We start from the raw sequence: 21,828 nt of genomic DNA, 5'->3' as shown, positions 1-21,828 counted from the left end.
CGGCGACCTGGATGGTTGCGCGGGTGCGCCGCGGTGTTTGGACGCCCATTGTCTCAAATATTCGTGGAGCTTACGTGCGCATTCGGTTTCTAAACGGCGTTCGTCCTGAAAAACGCGCCGCTGACAGAGAGTCTTGTCGCTTTAGTTTGGTGGTGTGCTACACTGCTACGGGCAAAAGCCACAGGCGTTGCCCTATTGCATAGAACGGGCGAACGATGCCCGATGTCAGTATCAACTTCGATGCCTTTTGGCGGGTTTGGCGGTGATCGATGAATATCGAGAACATGTTTGACAAGCCTGATGTCAAGCAGCTAGTCCACGCATTTAGTCTTTTGGATGACGAGAAGGATATCCAGGCGTTTTTAACCGATATCTGCACGCCGCGCGAGATCTGCGATCTTTCGCAGCGTCTGCAGGTTGCGCGTTATCTGGATGAGGGCGAGCCTTATGTTGAGGTTCAGGCCCGCACCGGCGCTTCGTCCACTACGGTGAGCCGCGTGTCCAAGGCGCTTAATGGCGAGTACGGTGGCTATCGCAAGATCCTCATCAAACTGGAGGATGGCGAGTAGGCCATCGGCGACAAACGAATTGCGCAGAACCGTCCCTTCGGGGGCGGTTTTTTGATCCCTTGGGGACGGAGGAAATCTGTTGGCGTGGGGCAAATCTGTCCGCGTGGGCGGGTAGGATGGAAGTATTGATTATTGCGAACGGTTTGAGTGGAGGACCATGCCTGTTCGAATCTATACCACCAACGCCGGCGCGGATTTGAGCGATGCCGAGGCGGCGCTGCTCGCCGACCTGGTTGCCCGCCACGGGCGTGCCGTTTTGCTGGTGCCTACGTTTGCCGAGCTCGATCTGTGCCGTCATGATGCGGCGGAAGCTGGGATTTCACTGGGTATCGATTACAAGACCCCTTCGTCGTGGCTCCGTTCGCTGTGGGAGCTTATGGGCGATGGCCGCAGCTTTGTGGATAACCTTCAGCGCCAGATGCTGTTCTCGGACATGATCGACCGCTGCGACGACGCTGCTCTGCAGCCGCTCTCGCGCAGCCAGGGCACGGTGCGCATGCTTGCGCGTATGGCCCGCGATGTGTTGCCGGGCGTGGCGGGGGCGGGCGACGAACGCTGCCGCGGCAACGTTTGCCAGCCAAAGCCCAAAAGCGACGCCGAGGCCCGTGTGTTCGAGCTTCTGTGCGCCCATGCGAGCGGTTTGGACCGCCGAGGCATGGTCGAGCCTTGCGAGGCGGCTGACATGATGGCCGGTGCCCTGGCCGATAACCTGCCGGGGTGCACCCGTGCCGTTTGCGTGCGCGGCGTCACGTCATTTACGTATAGCCTGCTCGAGCTGCTGTCCGCCGTGGCAAACAACGGGGGAGAGGTTGTCGTGCTGCTCGCCCGCGAGCAAGCGGCGATGCGTGAGGAGCTGGCCTCGGCCCTTGATGCCTGCGGCGTGCTGTTTGAGGTTGCACCGCTGGATGAGGATGCCGGCGCTCCCGCGACTGCTCCAAAGTCCGTCGCACGTCCTGCCTTTGTGGAAGTCGCCGGGCCCCATGCCCGTGCCCGTGTCTATGCGGACGTCATCGATAAGATGGTGAAAGCGCACGAGGAGTCCAAGGTCAACGATGCCGCCTCCGCACCCGCCGATCCCGTGCGCGTGCTCGTGGTGTCCGCCCGGGCGCCCCAGCTGTTCGGCGAGCTCGCTGCCCGTTTGGCGGCGCGTCACATTGCGGCCGAGACGACTGAGTTCACGGCGTTTTCCCAGTCCATCGCAGGCAGGCAGTTTACGGCGCTCGCCAACCTGATCGAGCGTATGAAAGCCGCCGATGAGGGCATGGCGTCAAAGACCGAGTGGTGGCCCGCGCCGGAGCTTACCGACTGGATCTACAGTCCGCTTTCGGGCGCTGATGCCGTCAATGCCTGTACCTTCGATAAGAATATGCGTCTCTCGCGCAGCAAGACTACCGCGGGCGTTAAGAGCCTGCTGCAGAGCGTTCAGGGCCAGGTGAGGGGCGCGCGCAAGGCGGCGAGCGACGAAAACTGGTTTAAGAATGTGCCGTGTGTGGTCTCGGACGTGTTCCAGGCGCTGTGGCGTGACAGGCCCGTGACGGCGCTCAAGGCCATGCTTGCCGTTGCCGAGGCGTTGCCCGATCGCTCGCTGGGCAGCTTGGATGGCCAAGCCCGTCGCCAGGCGGAGGTGGCCCTGCTGCGCCATGTCATCGACATCCTTATGAACGATGCTCGCGCGCTCGACGTGTCGCAGGCCGCGACCGTACCGGTTCTCGATGGCGTTCGAACCAAGGTGGACAAGCGCAGTACGGCATATGACTACGAGACATTTGAGGTCGACCGTGCGCCGCGCGCCCAGGTGCGCTTTGCATCGCTTGCCGATGCAGCAGCTCTGCGCCCCGGTAGCTATGATGCCGTCCTGTTTGCCGATGTCGATCTGGACAGCTATCCGCTCTCGCATGAGGAGGGTCCGCTGGCCACGCTGACGGCGAGCCTTGGTCGCGAGGGCGTGACGCTTGAGCCCGCGGCCTTGCTGCGCGTGCGCTTTGGCCACGCGATGCAGGCGGCGCGCGGCCCGCTTGCGCTCGCCCGCGTGACGCACGATCGCCAGGCGCGCGAGTGCTATCCGGCTGCCGTGTGGACCGAGTTGCGAGCGCATGCCGAGGCCGCTGATGCTGCTAAGCCCACGCGCGTGGGCGAGGGCGATATCGTGAGGGACTTCGATCCCGCGGCAGGCGAAGGCCTCAAGCGCGAGCGCGTGACCTGTGAAGCCCCTCAGCATCTGAGTGCCGAGGCCGTGCCATATCTGGTCCTGCGCCGTCGCGATGGCGAGGGCGAGGACGCGCCGCTCGTGCCGCGCCTGACGTCCGCCTCGCAGATCGAGGCCTATTCCACCTGCCCGCTATGCTGGTTCGTGTCGTATCGCGTCAAGCCCCAGTCCATCGACGCGGGCTTTGGGAACATGGAGAAGGGCAACTTTGTTCACGACGTGCTGGAACACCTGCACGCCCGTCTGCCCCAGGAGGGCATGGAACGCGTGACGCCCGAGAACCTGCCACGTGCTCAGGAGCTGCTGCGCGAGGTCTTTGACGAGACCTTGGCCGAACATGCCTCCAAGCGTGGCAACGAGGGCCCGCTTGTGCCGCTCTCTCCGGTAGAGGAGCGGCAGGTGGCCGAGATTTTGCCGCAGCTGGAGGGCGTGCTTGCCTATGAAGCCGAGGCGCTGACCCCCTTTGCTCCGCGCTACCTGGAGTTTGCCTTTAACGATCTTAACGTTGAGTATGCCGGCTGGCCGCTCGGCGGGCGCATCGACCGTGTGGACGTGGATGCCGAGAAACGCGCCGTGGTGATCGACTATAAGCACCGCACGGGCGTTGAGGAGTTTAAACTCGCCGACCCTACGGTGCGCGACGAGGAATCGGGTGAGGCCGCCATCGACGACCCGCGGTGGCTACCGCCACATACCCAAACGCTCATCTACGCCCAGGCCATGCGCCGGGCGCTGGATCTGGATACCCGTGCGGCGCTCTATTTTTCGACCAAGGGCGGCAAACCGGCGCTGCGAGGCGCCGCGAGTGCCGAGCTGCTCGAGGAGGAACGTGGTGACGGCCGCATTCCGGGGCTTAAGAAGGGTTTTCCCGGCGAGGGCGGCAACATGGACTTCGATGCCCTGCTCGACCGCGTGGAGGCCGGTATCGCCGAGCGCCTGCATGAGCTCGAGGCGGGCGACGTCGCCGCTGTCGACCCGGCGTCGACGCAGGCCGCGCATGCGCGCTGCTCGTATAACCATGAAGGAACGTTTGTAAGGAGGGACGTGTAGACCATGGATCTTTCGACCTTGATGCCGCAACAGCTGCAGATCGTCAAGACGCTCGACTGTCCGCTGTTTGTCTCGGCGGGCGCCGGTTCGGGCAAGACCTTTACCCTCACGCGCCGCATCGTCTACGCGCTCTCGCCCGAATCCGGTCCGTTCGTTGAACATCTGGACCAGGTGCTCGCCATCACCTTTACCAAAGATGCCGCGGCCGAGATTCGCGACCGCGTGCGCCGTGCGCTTATCGACGAGGGCATGGACGAGGAAGCACTGACCGTCGACGACGCGTGGATCTCGACCATTCACGGCATGTGCTCGCGTATCCTGCGCGCACATGCGTTGGAGCTGGGCATCGATCCCGAGTTCACGGTGCTCACCGATACCGACGAGCTCATGGATCAGGCTGTTGAGCATGTGTTGGGTCGCGCGACGGCGCCCGATGCCGCCCCCGAGCTCGCGGCATCGCTCAAGGCCCTCTACGCCTGGTATCCCATGGCGGGCGAGGGCGGTCCCTTTGGCGCCGGCACGACCGTCAAAGGCCTGGTGCGCGATCTGTTGGAGCTATCGAGCCAGCTGCCGGGCGGTATGGACGACGTGTGCGTGGCGCGCGGCCAGGCCGATACCTCGGCACTCGCCGATGCCTATCGCGCGGCGTTGGGCGCAAGCAAGGCCGCGACCGAGAAGGCACAGACGGCGCTCGATGCCATCGACGCGTTCGAGGCGAGCGGCAAGACCATGACCGATGCGGCGCGACTCATGATGTCGTGTACCATGCCTCGGGCGAGTAAGGCATTCCCTAAGGAGCAGGTGGAGCTGCTCAAGGCCGAGGCGGCCGATGCGTTTATCAATATCGTGCTTGCCTGCGGCGGTCCGGCGCTCGATGCGCTGGTGGGCCTGGCTCGCTCCGTCGAGGCCGAGTATCGCGCACTCAAGGCCGAGCAGTCCGCCCTCGATAACAACGACCTGCTGCGCATGGCCTATGAGGCGCTGCGCGATTACCCGGCCATTCGCGCCGCGTACGAGGGCCGCTTTAAGATGGTTATGATCGACGAGTTCCAGGACACCGACCAGATGCAGGTCGATTTGATTCGCTATCTGACGGGTGCGGGGGAGCGCGCGCTGTGCACCGTGGGCGATGCGCAGCAGTCCATCTATCGCTTTCGTGGGGCAGAGGTCGAGGTGTTCCGTCGCCAGGAGCGCAAGGTGGGCTCCTCTGCTGCGCCCGAGACCTCCGTCGCATCCGATGCCCCTGCCGGCGAGCTCGTCAAGCTCGTGCGCAACTTCCGCAGCCACGACGAGGTGCTGCGCTATGTGGCACGCGTCTTTGACGGCGATACCGGTGGTTTGATGCAGGGGTTCTTGGATCTTGAGCCGAGTGACGATCGCGAGGACAAGCTCAAGGCAAAGGCTTCGCGCCGCCAGGCGCTGCTCGTTGCCGGCGGCAGCACCCAGGAGCGAACGCAGGCGAAAGCTCGTGCGATTGCGGAGCGGTTCCAAGCGCTCGTTAAAGCGGGCCAGCCCCAGGGTGGCATGGTGCTGCTGCTGGGCCGCATGACCAACGCCGACGTCTACGCCCAGGCCTTCCGCGACCAGGGGCTCGACTGCGTGATCGCAGGCGGTTCGGTCTTTGCCCAGGCTGCCGAGGTCCAAACGGTGCGTGCCCTGGTGTGCGCGCTTGCTAACCCGGCCGATACGGCGCAGGGTCTTATGCCGCTGCTGGCCTCACCGATGTTTGCGCTCGGCGCTCAGGAATTCCTGGCGCTGGCGACCAAGCTGGACGAGCAGACGGGGGAGACGTCGCGCCGCAACATCGATGCGGGCATCATGAGCGATTCCGATGTGCCCGGCTTGCAGGGCTTGCCACTGGTGACGCGCGCCCGCGAGGTGCTGCGCTATGCGCTTCGCCGCGTGGGACGCGATTCGTTTGCCGTCATCGCGCGTGACGTGGTCAATGCCTCTGGCTGGTTTGTGCGCCTGGCGCAGCGTGGTCCCGAGGGCAAGGCCATTGCCGCCAATGTACTCAAGGCGCTCGACGCTGTGGCCGAGGCAGAAGCCGAACTCGGCAACTCCCCGCGTTCCATCGCCCTCGCCTTCGATCGCTTCTTGGCGGGCAAGGAGGCGCCGGGCGCACTCAACGAGGAGGGCGAGGGCACGGTGCGCATCATGACTGTGCATGCGTCTAAAGGCCTGGAATACCCGGTCGTTGCTGTTGCCGAGTGTTTTGGCGTGCGCAAGTCGTCCGGTGCGGCGCAGATGGGTCGCGTCGAGGGCGGAGCGCAAGTCGTGGCGCTGCCGGCGCGCTTCGATGGCGTTAAGCTCGCGGACGGCACATTCGTGAAGGGCGATGACGTCAAAAAGCAGTTTGAGCACGCGTTTAAGGGCAAGGGCACGTCGCTGTGGCTGCCGTCGGAGCTTATGGAGGACGTGTGCGCGACGGGTTCTCCCGCCGAGGTATTTGCCCGTCTGCGCAACGATGACCTTCAGCTTTCGCTCGAGGAGCGGGCTCGTTTGCTCTACGTCGCCATGACGCGTGCGCGCGAGTTGGTTATTCTGGCGATGGATGCCGGCGTGAGCCGTGGCAAGGTGCGTGCGCCGACCTTCGACGTCGAGACCGATCTGACCTACGACGTGCTGCGTCGTATTTTGCCGACGGGCGCCCTGGACATGCCGCAGCTCGATGCCGACCGCTTGGTGTTCGACAACTCCCAGCCGGGCGACTACGAACTTATCTCGCTGGCGGACTTTACGTTTGGCGAGCAGGCGTTTGAGGCCAACGCTTCGCTGGATGTCGAGGGAAGGCTCGTTCGCGGTGATGCGGAGGCGGAGGACAACGGCGAGCACGCTCGCGCCACCGTTCCCGGCCCTGCCGACCCCGAGCCAGATTCGTTTGAGCTCGTGTATCCCCAGGCGGTGGGCGTGCGCATGGGCACGTGTCCGCTCCCGGCGCGTGACTCGTATAGCTACTCATCGATCGCCGCGGCCCTGCATGCCGAGACGGAAGATCGTGCTGTCGAGACGCGTGTGCCCATGGACGAGGCCGGCGATGACGCAGAATCGGATGGCTCGGAGATGACCGATGCGGACGTGGCTGCTGTCGAGTCTGCCGGCAATCCCATGGCCTTGGGCTCGGCCTTCCATGCCGCCTGCCAGTGGCTCATCGAGATGGGTGCCGATGCGCTGCCCGCCGAGCGCGCCGATGCACTGGCGCGTCTGTGGCGCTTGACGCCGGAACAGCGCGAGCGTTTTGACGTCGCCTTGAATCGCTGGCTCGGGTCATCGGTCCGTGCCGAGCTGCTTGCTTGGCCGTGTGTCCGTGCCGAGGTGCCGTTCTTCTCGCTGGGTTGCGAGGACGATGACATTGCTCGCTACGGTGCGTATGCCGAGGGCGCCATCGATGCGCTGGCAACCGACCCGGCCGATCCGTCGCGCGCGCTGGTCATCGACTACAAGACGGGTGGCGCGCCGGACGAGACGCCCGATCAGCTGCTGGAGAAGCATGCCCTGCAGGCGCGTGTCTATTCGGATGTTCTGCACAAGGCGGGCTTTGAGGGCGTGACCGTCAAGTTCGTCCGCGTGGAACAAGTTGACCAGATTTCCTCTGCCGAACCCGCCGAGCCCCAAGTGGTCACCTACAACCTCTAGCCCGCACCTGCGATTGGGCAGTCTTTTTGGGACGGGGCTTTTTTTAGCTACTTTGAGGATGGTTTTCTTGGGGTGGCAAAAGTAGCTAAAAAAGCCCCGTCCCAAAAAGACTGCCCGTGTGGGTTTGGCTAGGTTCGGGTGCCGTCCGCGCCGTGCGGTAAAATCGTTCAGTCAGAACACGAACCCGCATCGGAGCTCATCACATGGCATTCGTCCATCTGCACAATCACACTGTTTTCTCCATGCTCGACGGCGCAACCCGTATCCAGGATATGGTCAATCGCGCCGTTGAGCTTGGCATGCCCGCCGTGGCCATTACCGACCACGGCTACATGTATGGCGTGCCCGACCTGGCGCTGGCCTGCGACGCCGTCAACCACAACACGCCCGAGTACAAAACCTGGAGCCACGACAAGGCCTTCTTGGAAAAGGACCGCCGCGACGAGCTGGTGGAGCCCGATCCCGAGGCAAACCCGCGCGAGCATGCCCAGTATGTGAAGGACATAGCCATGTGGGACGAGAAGGGCAATATCGACGAGCTCAAGCCGCCCCTGGTCATTAAGCCCATCTTTGGCTGCGAGGTCTACTTTACGCCGGACGAGACGCTCGCCCGCGACCATAAGCCCGAGCTCTACCACATGATCCTTTTGGCCAAGGACCAGGAGGGCTACGTCAACCTGATGCAGACTGTCTCAGAGGCCGCCGTGCAGGGCTTTTACTACAAACCGCGCGTGACACTCGACAACCTGCGTCGCCATGCCAAGGGCATGATCTGCACCAGCGCCTGCATCGCGGGCATCATCCCCAAGTACATCGACCGCGGTGACATGGAGGGCGCCATCAAATGGGCCGAGACCTTCCGCGATACCTTCGACCCCGGCGACTTCTATATCGAGATCCAGGAACACGGTATTACCACCGATAATGGCTTGACCGATGAGCAGATGGACCGCACGCTCATCGACATCGCCAAACAGGTGGGTGTCAAGGTCATCGCCACCAACGACTTCCACTATCTGCGCCGCGAGGACGCGCCCGTGCAGGACGTCATCATGTGCATTGGCATGAACGCCAAGGTCGACGACCCCAACCGCATGCGCATGACCGGCTCGGAGTTTTACATGAAGACCGAGGAGGAGATGCGGGCGATGTTCCCGTATTGCCCCGAGGCCTGCGACAACACGCTCGAGATTGCCGACAAATGTTACGTGGAACTGGACTGGGACTCCATCATCCTGCCGCGCTTCCCGTTGCTCGATCCCGGCGAGACGCACGAGAGCCAGTTCCGCCGCGAGTGCGAGAAGGGCCTGCGCCAGCACTATGGTGACGACTGGGCCACGCGCGAGATCGGTGGCGTCAACATCAAAGAGCGCTTTGAGTACGAATACAAGGTCATTTGCGACAAGGGCTTTGCCGCCTACTTTTTGATCGTTGCCGAGTACGTGCAATGGGCCAAGGACAACGGCATCGGCGTCGGCCCCGGCCGTGGTTCTGCCGCCGGCGCTATCGTCGCCTACGCCATGAACATCACCGCGTTTGACCCGCTCGAGAACGGTCTGATGTTCGAGAGGTTCCTGTCCCCGCAGCGTACCGAGATGCCCGATATCGATATGGACTTCGACGATGAGCGGCGCCTCGAGGTCGTTGAGCACGTTCGCCAGCTCTACGGCCCCGAGAAGGTCACCCACGTCATCACCTACTCGACCATTAAGGCCAAGCAGGCCATCAACGACGCCGCGCGCGTCCTGGACTACCCGGTCTACATGGGCCAGCGCCTGTCCAAGATGGTCTCGAGCGACCCCAAGGTCAAGCTCAAGCAGGTGCTCGACAAGCAACCCGGCAAAGAGGATCTGTTTAACCCCGACTTTGCCGAGGCCTATAAAAAGGACGACGACGCCCGCCGCATCATCGACACGGCGCTCTCGATTGAGGGCCTCACCCGTGGCGAGGGCGTGCACGCGTGCGCCGTTCTGATCTGCCGCGACCCCGTCAACGAGCACGTGCCCACCAAGCTCGACACCAAGGGCGGCGTCGAGATTACCCAGTACGAGGGCCATACCGTTGCCGACATGGGCCTGCTCAAGATGGACTTCTTGGGCCTGCGCACGCTGACGGTTATCTCCAAGGCCAAGGCAAACATCAAAAAGAACTTCGGCATCGACATCAAAGAGGAAGAGATTCCCTTTGACGACCCCGAGATCTTTAAGCTCATGGGCTCCGGCCACACCGCCGGCGTCTTCCAGGTCGAGTCCGCCGGCATGACGGCCACGATCAAGAACATGAAGCCCACCGAGTACAAGCACGTCGTGGCATTGATCGCCCTGTACCGCCCGGGCCCACTGGGCGCCGGCATGGTCTCGTCCTACATCAACCGTATGAACGGCAAGGAGCCGGCGGTTTCCTACGACGACCGCCTGGACGACATCCTGGGCGAAACCTACGGCACTATGGTCTACCAGGAGCAGGTTATGCTCATCTCCGTCGAGATGTGCGGCTTCTCCAAGGGCGAATCGGACTCGCGTATCCGTAAGCCCGTGGCTAAGAAAAAGATCAAGCTGCTCACCTCGACGGTGCTGCACTGGGAGGATGGCTCGGACGAGACCACCTACGACCACTGGATGAACGGCGCCATCAAGAACAACTACACGCGCGAGGTCGCCCAGAAGATTTGGGACGATGTTCTCGAGTTCGCGTCCTACGCCTTCAACAAGTCGCACTCCGCCGGCTACGCCATTCTGGTTATGCAGACGGCGTGGCTCAAGGCGCACTATCCGCACGAGTACATGGCGGCCGTTCTGACGTCCTACACGGGCAAGACCGACAAGATCGTGCACTACGTCTCGGCGTGCCGTCACGACGGCATTCCCGTGCTTTCGCCAGATGTCAACGAGTCCGGTACCGAGTTCACGGCTACCAAAGAGGGCGTGCGCTTTGGTCTGGCCGGCATCCGCGGCGTGGGCACCGGCGTGGCGCAGGCGATTATCGCCGAGCGCGAGGCGGGCGGCCCGTTTAAGACGCTGCACGACTTTGTCGAGCGCGTGGACTCGAGCCAGGCCAACCGCCGCGTGATCGAATCGCTCATCAAGGCAGGCGCCTTCGACTCCACGGGGTATCCGCGTCGCCAGATGATGCACTTTGTGGACAAGAACAACCCCGAGAACATCATCGATGCCGCGGTAAAGCGTCAGAAGGATCGCGCGAGCGGCCAGACGTCGTTCTTCGATATGTTTGGCGACGTTGAGGGCTCGGGTTTCGAGGTCAGCGTGCCCGATCCGGACGGCCAGGAATGGGACCGCCACCTCAAGCTGAGCCAGGAGAAGGAGGTTCTGGGCATCTATGTCTCGGACCACCCGCTGCGCCCGTTTGAGTATGCACTCAGCAAGGCGCGCGACTTCTCGTTCTCGCAGATCGATACCGGCTACGAGGTGCAAAACCCCACGGGCGGCACCATCAACCAGGAGATTCCCGAGGGCAAGGCGCTGTGGTGGGCCGGCATGGTCTCGAGCGTGTCCAAGCGCGTGACCAAAAATGGCGACCCCATGGGCATCGTGCAGCTCGAGGACATGGAAGGCGAGGCCACCGTCGTCGTGTTCCCTAAGACCTATAAAGAGGCCGAGGGGTACCTGTACGGCGAGGTCGATCCCGAGACCGGCGCGCAGCTGTCCGACGCGTTTGTGCGCATTAAGGGCAAGCTCGAGCGCTCGGACCGCGGCGACCAGATCATCGCGCAGGAGATCGTGCCGCTGGAGCTTAACGAGGAGAACAACAAGCCCAAGGTCTTTGAGGTCATGGTGCCCAACAGCCGCTTTAGCCAGGGCAACATGGCACGCTTGGCCACGGTGCTCACCACCAACCCGGGCGGCGATCGCGTGGAGATCTTTATTGAGCAAGTCGACGGGCGCGTGCTGCGTGCCGAGGTGCCGGCCAAGGTCAACGCGCGCTCGATTCCGCTGCTGGCCGAGGCCAAGGCCATTGTGGGTAACCAGGGCAGAGTAACGGTTATCTAGGGACGGCGTTGCAGGTCCGCGCGAGATTGGAGGAAGTGATGGCACAGGGGACGTTTGTGCAGGCGCTCCGGAAAGAGGCGGCGCTGAGCGGTACCTTTATGAAGGGCCGCTCGCTCATGCTCAACGGCGCCGTGCTGTCGATCGAGGACAGCGGCTCGCGCTTCTCCAAAAACGTGACGGTTGAGGGCTCGGTGCGCGGCTCGCGCGGCGACCTGTACAAGACGCACGTGGCGCTCGACATGGACGAGCACGAGGTGATCGACTACGACTGCGATTGCCCCGCCGCCTATCGCTACCCCGGCATGTGCAAGCACGCCATCGCCACGGCGCTGGCGTACCTGGACGCCAGCGGCATTGAGCCTGTTGAGGGGCTGCGCACACCGGTTCGCACGTTTACGGCGCAGCCGAAACAGCCCGCGCACACCGCGCCCAAAGCGCCGGCCGTCAATCCCAACTTTCCCTTTCCGGCGCCCGTCCCCACGAGTCCCAGCCTCATGGCGGCGCTCTCCGATCTTTCGGACGCGCGCATGGATGAGCTGGCGAGCATGCGCCGCAAGCTTGCCGGTGCCGTTGATCCCGACGCCCCCAAAGCGGCGTTGGAGCCCTCGTTGGTGCCGTACTACAATCCGCTGTTCGCCGACCGCTTTAGCTGGGCGCTCGAGTTCCGCATCCGCTGCGGTTCGGTGTCCTACGTGGTCAAGGATATCGACGGCATGGCCGACGCCTATGTCCGAGGCGGTACCTTTTCGTACGGCAAGAAGCTCACGTTTGTCCATACGCCCGAAGCCTTCGAAGACGTGTCGACAAAGCTGCTCAACCTTGTTGTGACGACAGTTGCCTATCTTGATGACATCACAAGCTCGCGTTCGGCGTCGTACGACTTTGCCCGCAGCGGTTTTGTTGCCGAGCGTCAATTGCCGCTGTCCGAGCATAGCATCGTATATGTGCTGGACCTGCTGCGTGGCCAGACTATCTCCTTTGAGCCCGCCTGGTCGCGGGGGACGACGACGCATCGCACCTACGACGTGGCGGTTGAGCTGTCTCCGCAAGGGGAGGACGGGGCATCCGCTAAGCGTCCACCGCTGCTTGCCGCCAAAATCGCGCCGGCGGCTGGTGGTAGCTATGACCTGCGCCTGCCCGCCGATATGTACTGCTTTGCGTCGGGCGATGCCGCCTACTTGGTTGACACGCGCCGCGCGCGCCGTACCGACGCTGCATTTGCTCAGCATGCCGCACCTTTTTTGTCGCGCTTGCTGCCGTGCCGCACGCCCGCCCATATTGCCGCCGAGCAGGTGGGGGAGTTCTGCCGTATGGCGCTGCCCATTTTGCGCGACTATACCGACCTTACCGCGCCCGCTGCGCTCGATACCGTGGCGCCCGAGCCGAGCTTTGCCATGGCAATCGGCGTCGACGATGGGCTCGTGACCTGCAAGATTACGGTTACCTACGGTGACTGGTCGGCGGATCTCTTTGGCCTGGGCGCTCCGGGCAGCCCCTTCGAAGAGCAGCGCCCCGGTGTGCCACCCCGCGACGAGGTGGCGGAGTTTCGCGTTATGGATACGGCGGCCCTGTACTTCGATTTCTACGAGGGCGGTCTGGCGTTTGAGGAGCGCGATGACGCCCGCTTGTTCTGCCTGCTGACCGAGGGCCTGTCCGCCCTGTCCGAGCTGGGTGAGGTCATGCTTAGCGACCGTCTGCGCCAGATCTCGGTCCGCCCCGCGCCCAAGCTCTCGGTTCGTGCGACCGTTAAGAGCAATCTGCTCGATGTCGAGCTGGGCGCGAGCGGGCTTTCGGCCGCGGACCTTGCCGTCTATCTCGATTCGTACAAGCGCCATCAAACGTTTGCGCGCCTTACGTCCGGCGACATCATTCGCCTGGACGAGGGGGCGCGCGCCGCGTTTGGCCTTGCCGAGGACCTGGGTGTCGATGCCGTCGACCTGCTCGACGGCGTGTCGCTTCCCGCGTCGAGTACCCTGTTCGTCGACAGCATGCTCGCACGCACGCCGGCGCTCGAGGCCGATCGCGACGCTGCGTTCCGCCGTACCGTCGAGCGCCTGGATACGCTCGGCAAGATGGACTTTACGGTGCCGGCATCGCTCAAGGCAACGATGCGCGGCTACCAGGTCGACGGATACCAGTGGCTCGGCTCGCTCGAACACCTGGGCCTTGGCGGCATCTTGGCCGACGACATGGGCCTGGGCAAAACGCTCCAGATGATTGCGCATATTCTGGCGCGCGTGGAGGCGGGGGACACCAAGCCCACGCTCGTGGTATGCCCGGCCTCACTCGTGTACAACTGGACTGCCGAGCTGGAGCGCTTTGCCCCGTCGCTCGATGTGTGCGCCATTGTGGGCGCCAAGGCTCAACGCCGCGTGCAGATCGCCGGCGTGGCCGAGCATAGCGTGGTCGTGACGTCGTATGACCTTATGCGGCGCGATATCGACGAGTACGTCGAGCAGGATTTTGCCCGCGTGGTGCTCGATGAGGCCCAGTACATTAAAAATCCGCTCACGCAGGTGGCGCGCGCCGCCAAGCGCCTGCCTGCCGGCGTGCGCTTTGCCCTGACGGGCACGCCCATCGAAAACCGCCTGTCCGAGCTCTGGAGCATCTTCGACTTTTTGATGCCGGGCCTTTTGGGGACGCGCGAGTCGTTTGCCAAGCGCTTTGAGAGCCCCGTCGAGCATGCCGAGGGCGATAGCGCCGCTCGCCTGCAGGCGCTCGTGTCGCCGTTTGTGCTGCGTCGCGTTAAGGAAGACGTGGTGGCCGACCTGCCCGAAAAGATCGAAGACACGGTGATGGCACAGCTTACCGGCGAGCAACGCAAGCTCTACCTGGCCAACCAGGACCGCATCGCCCAGCAGGTGCAGCACCGCGAGGCTGGGGAGTTTAAGAAGGACAAGCTCAAGGTGCTCGCCGAGCTCACCAAGCTGCGCCAGATCTGCTGCGACCCGCGTCTACACTACGAGGATTACAAGGCGGGGAGCGCCAAGCTCGATACGTGTATGGAGCTCGTGCACGGCGCACTCGACGGCGGGCATCGCATCCTGTTGTTCAGCCAGTTTACGGGTATGCTCGATATCATCGGTAAGCGCTTGGCCAAGGAGGACATCGCCTTCCTTAAGCTCACGGGCGCTTCGTCTAAGGAGAGCCGCGCCAAGATGGTCGCGCAGTTCCAAGCGGGCGAGGTTCCGGTCTTTTTGATTTCGCTCAAGGCGGGCGGCGTGGGCCTTAACCTGACGGCGGCCGACGTGGTCATCCACTACGACCCGTGGTGGAACGTGGCAGCGCAGGACCAGGCGACCGACCGCGCGCACCGTATTGGCCAGCAACATACCGTGACCGTGTACAAGCTCATCGCCAAGGACACGATCGAGGAGCGCATTATGCAGATGCAGGAGTCCAAGCGCGACCTGGTCAACAGCGTGCTCGGCGGCGACGGCATCTCGTCGGCGCTGTTTACCCGCGAAGATGTTCTGGCGCTGCTGGGCGGCGACGGGCGCTAACCCGCTCGGGTGGGGCCGCCAGGGCGGATAGCGCACGCTGCCCCATCGTCCCCGCCCGTTATGTGTTCATTTGCAATGCCGTGGATGGTTTGTCTGCCTTTGGGCATAAGAACCATCAAGAACATTGGCACGTCAGCAAAGGAGAACATCATGGCGAAATTCTTTAAGGACCCCGACGGTAAGCTCATTGCCGCCCTTGGCAACGACGTTGCAACCCCTGCCGGTTGCACGGAACTGACCGCAAACACTGAGGACGCGGCGCACGAGAAGCACGTGCCTGTTGTCGAGACCGAGCGCGACGGTCACGTGATTCGCGCACGCGTTGGCTCGGTCGAGCACCCCAGCCTGCCCGAGCACTATATTGAGTGGATCGCCCTTGAGGCCGAGGGCCGCTTAGAGGTCCATTACCTTGAGCCCGGCATGAAGCCCGCGACGTTTTTTGCCGGCGGTTCCAAGACCGGTACCGTCTATGCCTACTGCAACCTGCACGGGCTGTGGTCCGCGACGTTCTAGGAGCGCGCCCCCGCTCGGGGTATCATAGCTAGCATATGCACATGCGAGCGCCGACTGCATCATGCGGCCGGCGCTTTTACTACGATTTCGATGGTTTACGACGGAAAGGGCTGAGCCATGAAGCTCGCGCTTGCACAGATCGATATGCGCCTGGGTGATATTGAGGGCATTTGCGGCCGCATCGAGGACCAGGCTCGTCTGGCCCACGAGCGCGGGGCGCGCGTGCTGTGCGTTCCGGCTCCGCTCTTTATGGGCGCCATGCCCGGGGGCCTGGTGGGCACTGCCGACTTTGAGCACGACATGCTTGCCGGCTTGACTGGTGTCGCCGAGCGTATCCAGGAGCTTGACATGATCTGCATCGTGCCCGCGGCGGTTTCGTTTGAGGGCCAGCCGCTGCTCGACTACATGATGCTCAAGGACGGTCATGTGGTGCCGGCGCGTTCGAGCATTGCCCTGCAGCGTGGTGAGAACAACGACACGCGTTGGGCGCCGCCGGTGTTCGACGTGGACGGCGTGCGCATTGCCGTGATTTTTGACTTGGACCGCGAACTCGAGATGTTGCCGACCGGTGTTGACCTCATTGCGTATTTCCAATTCAACGCGTTTGACATGACCGACCGCGAGACTGCTGCCATTGCCGCCGTACGCAGCGGCGCCTACCGCAAGATCGCATCCAAGCGCAGCGTGTGGTTTGCCTGCATGGCGCCGGTCGGTGCTTATGACGAGTCGGTGTATACCGGCGGTTCGTTTGTGCTCGACGACTGCGGTCGCGTGGTGGCCCAGGCGCCGTGTTTTGAGGAGAGCCTGCTGGTTCAGGAGATTCAGCGCGGCGTGATGCTCGATGCCCTGGAAGATCACGAACTGCCCGAGTTCCGTTCCGAGGAGTGGCTGTGGCAGGCGCTGGTGCTCGCCGTGCGCGACAACGCCCGAGCCCACGGTGCGTCGCGTGCTGTGGTGGCGCTCGAGGGCGACTTGCCGTCGTCCCTGCTGGCGGCGCTGACCGTCGACGCTCTGGGCCCGCGTAATGTGATTGGCCTGGTGCTGGGGCGCAACCGTATCTTTACGCCGGCGCAGGAAGAGGCCGAGGCTGCCCGCTGTGCCGCCGTCCGCGCCATCGCCGAGCGTCTGCACATTCGCACCGTCGAGCGCGATGCACCGGATGCGGCGCGTGTGCTCGATCGCGACGTGTCGGCGGGCGATGCCGAGCGTCTGCGCTCGCGCACGCTGGGCCTCATGCTGGAGGACACGGCGCTCGAGCTGGGTGCGATGGCGCTGAGCCCGCTGTCCAAAACCGAGTACGCGCTGGCGGCGCCGGCGCTTTGCGGCGGCTACCAGGGCGATTACGCGCCCTTTGGCGATGTGTACCTGTCGACGCTTGAGTTTGTGGCGCGTGTGCGCAACCGCACGTCTGCCGTGGTGCCCCAAGAGCTCGTGACGCTCAACGCGGTGGAAGATTATATGGAGCGAGTGCTGGCGCAGGCGCTCTCGACGCTCGACGGTCCGGTCGATATGCTCGACCGCGCGGCACAGCTGCTCGGCGGGCTTGAGCCGGGTGAGGTCGATGGCGCGCTCGAGGCGCACGTGGACCGCAATCGATCTTTCGACGACATCCCGATGGCCGCTGGCAAGCCTGAGGCCTGCTCGCTGCTGCTGATGCTCGTTCGACAGGGTGAGGCTGCCCGCCGCATGTTGCCGACGGCGCCGATCGTTTCGTCCCGTTCGTTTGCCGAGCGCTCCTGGCCGTACATGCTCGCGTGGTCCGACCTGGGGCTTAACGGCAAGGAGCGTATGACGGTCGATTCGCTGGCGCGCGCCGAGGTGCGCCGTTTTGCTGACGAGGATACGAGCGAGCGCGTGCGAAACGAGATGATGGGCGTGCTGGGCGAGCTACTGGGTATTTCGCCCGAACAAATGGAGGAGTTGCGCTCTGAAGACGGTCAGCGTCGTTTACACGAGGGAATGAAAAAGTTCGAGGGCGAGGTTCAGGACGCCATCGATAAGATGATGGGCGGCCAGGGCGGACCGCAGAGTGGGCCCCAAGGCACGCCGATGCCGCATCCGCCGGTGGATCCGAGGCAGTTCCCGTTCTTTAGCCAGAACTAGGGCAGACGGAAACATTGCGGGAGAGATTCTCTTACACACATTGCTTCTGCCGAATCTATCTTGCTTTAAGCACTTTGCCCCCGTTGTGTTATTCTAGAACAGACGTTCGTGAATAGTGCGCGAGGCCTTGTCTTGCGCCGTACTTGTGGCGAGGGGAGGTTGGCTTGGTTATCTTGGGCATTGACCCCGGTTTGGCCCATACGGGTTGGGGGATTATCGAGGAGCGGCGTGGCGAGGTTCGCTGCCGTGCCTATGGCTGCATCGAGACCAGTGCCGGAAGTCCGCTCGCGGTGCGCCTGTCGCATATCGCCCATGACCTCAAAGGTGTCGTCGAGCGCTACCGCCCCGATACCGCCGCCATCGAGAGCATTTACTTTGGCGCCAACGTCCGTTCGGCCATCCCTACGGCGCATGCCCGCGGTGCTGCACTCGTGGCGCTTTCGGAGTGCGCGCTCGAAATTGGCGAATACACGCCTATGCAGATTAAGCAGGCTGTGGTGGGTACCGGTGCCGCAGATAAGCGGCAGGTCGCCTATATGGTGCGCACGCTCACGCAGCTCGATCACGACCCGCATCCCGACCATGCCGCCGATGCCCTGGCCTGTGCCATCTGCCACGTAAACCTCAGCCGCACCCGCGCCCTTACCGGTGGCGAGTTCTATCAACAGAGAGGAACCGGATACTGATGATTTCCCAGCTCCACGGAACGCTTGTCGAGGCCACGATGAGCTCCGCTGTCGTCGACGTGTCGGGCGTTGGCTTTGAACTCGGCATCTCGGGTAGCACTGCGGCCACGTTGCCGACGCCCGGCGGCGAGGTCCGCCTCTACACGCGTATGCAGGTGCGCGAGGACGCCATGACACTTTTCGGTTTTTCCTCTAAGGATGAGCGCACGATGTTCGACCGGCTCGTGTCCGTCTCGGGCGTTGGCCCGCGCTTGGCGCTCGCCGTACTTTCCACCTATACCGTGGGACAGCTGTATTCCCTGGTGATGGCCGAGGACGACAAGGGCATGGCCAAGGTGCCCGGCGTGGGCAAAAAGACCGCCCAGCGCCTCATCTTGGAGCTCAAGAGCACCTTTGCCAAGGACAAGGGCTTTGTGCCGGTCGACGTGATCCCGGGGCAGGTTGCGATGCCCGTGCCCGCCGCCGCTCCTTCGGCGATCGATGACGCCCGTGCGGCACTCCTTTCCATGGGCTTTAGTCCGCAGGAGACCGATGTTGCCCTGAGCGGGTATGATGGGCAGGATATGCGTGTCGAGGATTTGCTCGGCGCGGCGCTTAAGCGACTCGGAATGGATTCGTGATGTGGGAAGCCGATGACTCTCAGGACCTGTGGGCGACGCCCGGCAACTCGCCGGCGGCATCCATGGCGCACGGTGAACGCATGGTGGGCTCGGAGCTGACGGCCGAGGACCTCGATGTCGACCGTACCCTGCGCCCCCAGCGCCTGGATGACTACTGCGGCCAGGAGCACATCAAGCAGAGTCTGCGCGTGCTTATCGAAGCGGCGCAGAGTCGTGGCGAGACGCTCGACCACGTGATCTTCTCGGGTCCTCCGGGCCTGGGCAAGACCACGCTGGCCACCGTTATCGCCAACGAGCTGGGCGCTCAGATCAAGACCACGAGTGGCCCTGCCATCGCGCGCACGGGCGACCTGGCGGCCATCCTTACTAACTTGCAGCCGGGTGATGTGCTGTTTATCGACGAGATCCACCGCCTCAACCGTTCGGTCGAGGAGGTCCTGTACCCCGCGATGGAGGACTTTGCCCTCGATATCGTGATTGGCAAGGGTCCGGCGGCGCGCTCGATTCGCCTGGATATCCCCAAGTTTACGCTGGTAGCGGCAACGACCCGCTCAGGCATGTTGACCGGCCCGTTGCGCGACCGCTTTGGCATTTCATATCGCCTGGATTACTACACGGTCGAAGAGCTCGCGCAGATTGTGACGCGCTCGGCAACTATCCTTGGCGTGGCGATCGACCATCCGAGCGCGCTCGAGATCGGCTCGCGTTCGCGCGGCACGCCACGTCTTGCCAACCGCCTGCTCAAGCGCGTGCGCGATTACGCACAGGTGCGTGGCAACGGCCCTATCGAGCTCGATATCTGCCGCCAGGCGCTCGAGTTCTTCGAGATCGATGAGCTCGGTCTGGACTGGATGGATATTCGCATTTTGGAGACGCTCGCTAAGACGTTCTCCGGTCGCGCCGTGGGACTTACGACCCTTGCCAGCGCGGTGGGCGAGGACCCGGGCACGCTCGAGGATGTCTATGAGCCCTATTTGCTGCAGTGCGGGTTGATGATTCGTACGCCGCAGGGCCGTCAGGCAACCCTTCGCACCTTTGAGCACCTGGGGATTGAACCTACCGTTTAGGGCGATTTGTTTTGGCGGGCTGTTGGGCTATCGCTGGGCATCGGGTAAACATATCGCCGTTCATCGGTTATGGGCGTTTTACTATTGCGCGCCCGTGCTATGCTGAATTGGTCTTTTTCTCATTCGGTAACGAAAGGACCGCCCATGCCTACTGACATCGAAATCGCACGTTCTGTCACGCCGCTGCCTATTACCGAGGTGGCCAAGAACGCCGGCGTCGACGTTAAGCACCTTATTCCGTACGGCTTCGACAAGGCTAAGGTCGACTATTCACTGCTCAACGAGCCGACTGACCACCAGGCCAAGCTCGTCCTCGTGACTGCCATCAACCCCACACCCGCTGGCGAGGGTAAGACCACCACGACCATCGGTCTGGCCGATGGCTTGCGCCGACGCGGCGTCAAGAGTGCCGTGGCCCTGCGCGAGCCTTCGCTCGGCCCCGTCTTTGGCGTTAAGGGCGGCGCTGCCGGCGGCGGCTGGGCTCAGGTCATCCCCATGGAGGATATCAACCTGCACTTTACCGGTGACTTCCATGCTATCGGCGCCGCCAATAACCTGCTGGCCGCCATGCTCGACAACCATATTCAGCAGGGCAATCAGCTCGGTATTGACGTTAAGCGCATCACTTGGAAGCGCGTCGTCGATATGAACGACCGTCAGCTGCGCCACGTCATCGACGGTATTGGCGGTAAGGCCCAGGGCGTGCCGCGCGAGGACGGCTTCGATATCACCGTCGCCTCCGAGGTCATGGCAATCCTGTGCCTGTCTACAAGCATTAACGACCTCAAGGAGCGCCTGGGCGAGATCGTCGTCGGCTACAGCTTTGCCGGCGAGCCCGTCCGCGCCCGCGACCTTAAGGCCCAGGGTGCCATGGCCGCGTTGCTTAAGGACGCGCTCAAGCCCAACTTGGTGCAAACGCTCGAGGGCACGCCTGCGTTTGTCCACGGCGGCCCCTTCGCCAACATTGCCCACGGCTGCAACTCTATCATGGCCACGCGTATGGCGATGCGCTTTGGCGATGTCGCCATTACCGAGGCCGGCTTCGGTGCCGATTTGGGTGCCGAGAAGTTCCTCGACATTAAGTGCCGCATGACGGGCGTTCGCCCCAGCGCCGTCGTGGTCGTCGCCACCGCTCGTGCGCTGAAGTACAACGGTGGCGTCGCCAAGGCCGACCTCAACGAGGAGAACCTCGAGGCACTCAAGGCCGGCATGCCCAACCTGCTGCGTCACGTCGACAACATCCAGAACGTTTATGGTCTGCCCTGCGTGGTCGCCATCAACCGCTTCCCGACGGACACCGAGGCTGAGCTTGCGCTCATCGAGTCCGAGTGCCAGAAGCTCGGCGTCAACGTTAAGCTTTCCGAGGTCTGGGCCAAGGGCGGCGAGGGCGCGCTCGACTTGGCCGATGAGGTCATGCGCTTGATTGAGCAGCCGAGCGAGCTCAAGTTTGCTTACGAGGACGGCGCCGATATTGCCGACGCTCTCGAGGCCGTTGCCACTAAGGTTTACCGAGCCGATGGCGTCGACTTTACGCCCGCTGCCAAGCGTCAGCTCGCCGAGCTGCGCGAGAACGGCTTTGGCAACCTGCCGGTGTGCGTCGCCAAGACCCAGTACAGCTTTAGCGATAACGCCAAGGCACTGGGTGCTCCCGAGCACTTCCGCATCACCGTGCGCGAGCTCAAGGTTTCTGCCGGCGCTCACTTTGTGGTCGCGCTGACCGGTAGCGTTCTGACCATGCCGGGCCTGCCCAAGGTGCCCGCGGCTGAGAACATCGACGTCGACAACGACGGCAACATCACCGGTCTGTTCTAGGCAAGAGCGACGTTATTGCCGCCTGTCCGCCCCGCCGTGCCCCACAGCACGGCGGG

Annotated in this window: 11 protein-coding genes; all 11 read left to right on the top strand. The window is 63.2% G+C overall.

Annotation, left to right across the window (positions count from 1 at the left end; genetic code table 11):
* The first annotated feature begins 269 nt into the window (after positions 1-269).
* The 11 genes from DXD56_RS02260 (at position 270) to DXD56_RS02210 (ending at position 21,772) form a co-directional block, all read left to right on the top strand.
* Entirely contained in the window at positions 270-569 is a 300-nt protein-coding gene (locus DXD56_RS02260) for a YerC/YecD family TrpR-related protein (protein WP_022094855.1), read from the top strand.
* 157 nt (positions 570-726) lie between these two features.
* Complete coding sequence (locus DXD56_RS02255) at positions 727-3,825, top strand: PD-(D/E)XK nuclease family protein (protein WP_117639784.1); 3,099 nt, start codon at positions 727-729, stop codon at positions 3,823-3,825.
* A gap of 3 nt (positions 3,826-3,828) precedes the next feature.
* Positions 3,829-7,461, top strand: a complete 3,633-nt coding sequence (locus DXD56_RS02250) for an exodeoxyribonuclease V subunit beta (protein ID WP_117639782.1) — start codon at positions 3,829-3,831, stop codon at positions 7,459-7,461.
* A 203-nt stretch (positions 7,462-7,664) separates the two neighbouring features.
* A complete protein-coding gene (gene dnaE / locus DXD56_RS02245; RefSeq protein WP_117639780.1) occupies positions 7,665-11,468 on the top strand; it encodes a DNA polymerase III subunit alpha in 3,804 nt (1,267 codons plus the stop codon).
* Between the two features lie 38 nt (positions 11,469-11,506).
* The gene (locus DXD56_RS02240) at positions 11,507-14,971 is read left to right on the top strand and encodes an SNF2-related protein (protein WP_117639778.1); all 3,465 of its coding nucleotides are present in this window, start codon (positions 11,507-11,509) and stop codon (positions 14,969-14,971) included.
* 150 nt (positions 14,972-15,121) lie between these two features.
* On the top strand, positions 15,122-15,484 hold the full coding sequence (locus DXD56_RS02235; protein ID WP_089572163.1) for a desulfoferrodoxin family protein: 363 nt from the start codon (positions 15,122-15,124) through the stop codon (positions 15,482-15,484).
* 117 nt (positions 15,485-15,601) lie between these two features.
* Positions 15,602-17,587 (top strand): hypothetical protein, encoded by a 1,986-nt coding sequence (locus tag DXD56_RS02230; RefSeq protein ID WP_117639776.1) that lies wholly within the window; start codon positions 15,602-15,604, stop codon positions 17,585-17,587.
* Positions 17,588-17,751: 164 nt separating this feature from the next.
* A complete protein-coding gene (gene ruvC / locus DXD56_RS02225; RefSeq protein WP_117639774.1) occupies positions 17,752-18,273 on the top strand; it encodes a crossover junction endodeoxyribonuclease RuvC in 522 nt (173 codons plus the stop codon).
* A complete protein-coding gene (gene ruvA, locus DXD56_RS02220; protein WP_117639772.1) occupies positions 18,273-18,893 on the top strand; it encodes a Holliday junction branch migration protein RuvA in 621 nt (206 codons plus the stop codon). The genes ruvC and ruvA overlap by 1 nt, the downstream gene beginning before the upstream one ends.
* Complete coding sequence (gene ruvB, locus DXD56_RS02215) at positions 18,893-19,960, top strand: Holliday junction branch migration DNA helicase RuvB (RefSeq protein WP_117639770.1); 1,068 nt, start codon at positions 18,893-18,895, stop codon at positions 19,958-19,960. The genes ruvA and ruvB overlap by 1 nt, the downstream gene beginning before the upstream one ends.
* Before the next feature lie 144 nt (positions 19,961-20,104).
* On the top strand, positions 20,105-21,772 hold the full coding sequence (locus tag DXD56_RS02210; protein WP_117639768.1) for a formate--tetrahydrofolate ligase: 1,668 nt from the start codon (positions 20,105-20,107) through the stop codon (positions 21,770-21,772).
* Positions 21,773-21,828 lie beyond the last annotated feature (56 nt).

The sequence above is a fragment of the Collinsella sp. TM06-3 genome, assembly GCF_003436395.1.
GTDB lineage: Bacteria > Actinomycetota > Coriobacteriia > Coriobacteriales > Coriobacteriaceae > Collinsella.
Note: the sequence above shows the minus strand (reverse complement) of the source record. Positions and strands in the feature narration are given on the sequence as shown.

What these genes read in the sequence shown, in the direction of transcription:
- DXD56_RS02240 (WP_117639778.1), top strand. Translation starts at nt 11,507, where the DNA reads ATGGCACAGGGGACGTTTGTGCAGGCGCTCCGGAAAGAGGCGGCGCTG.
- DXD56_RS02260 (WP_022094855.1), top strand. Translation starts at nt 270, where the DNA reads ATGAATATCGAGAACATGTTTGACAAGCCTGATGTCAAGCAGCTAGTC.
- ruvA (WP_117639772.1), top strand. Translation starts at nt 18,273, where the DNA reads ATGATTTCCCAGCTCCACGGAACGCTTGTCGAGGCCACGATGAGCTCC.
- DXD56_RS02250 (WP_117639782.1), top strand. Translation starts at nt 3,829, where the DNA reads ATGGATCTTTCGACCTTGATGCCGCAACAGCTGCAGATCGTCAAGACG.
- dnaE (WP_117639780.1), top strand. Translation starts at nt 7,665, where the DNA reads ATGGCATTCGTCCATCTGCACAATCACACTGTTTTCTCCATGCTCGAC.
- DXD56_RS02210 (WP_117639768.1), top strand. Translation starts at nt 20,105, where the DNA reads ATGCCTACTGACATCGAAATCGCACGTTCTGTCACGCCGCTGCCTATT.
- DXD56_RS02255 (WP_117639784.1), top strand. Translation starts at nt 727, where the DNA reads ATGCCTGTTCGAATCTATACCACCAACGCCGGCGCGGATTTGAGCGAT.
- DXD56_RS02230 (WP_117639776.1), top strand. Translation starts at nt 15,602, where the DNA reads ATGAAGCTCGCGCTTGCACAGATCGATATGCGCCTGGGTGATATTGAG.
- ruvB (WP_117639770.1), top strand. Translation starts at nt 18,893, where the DNA reads ATGTGGGAAGCCGATGACTCTCAGGACCTGTGGGCGACGCCCGGCAAC.
- DXD56_RS02235 (WP_089572163.1), top strand. Translation starts at nt 15,122, where the DNA reads ATGGCGAAATTCTTTAAGGACCCCGACGGTAAGCTCATTGCCGCCCTT.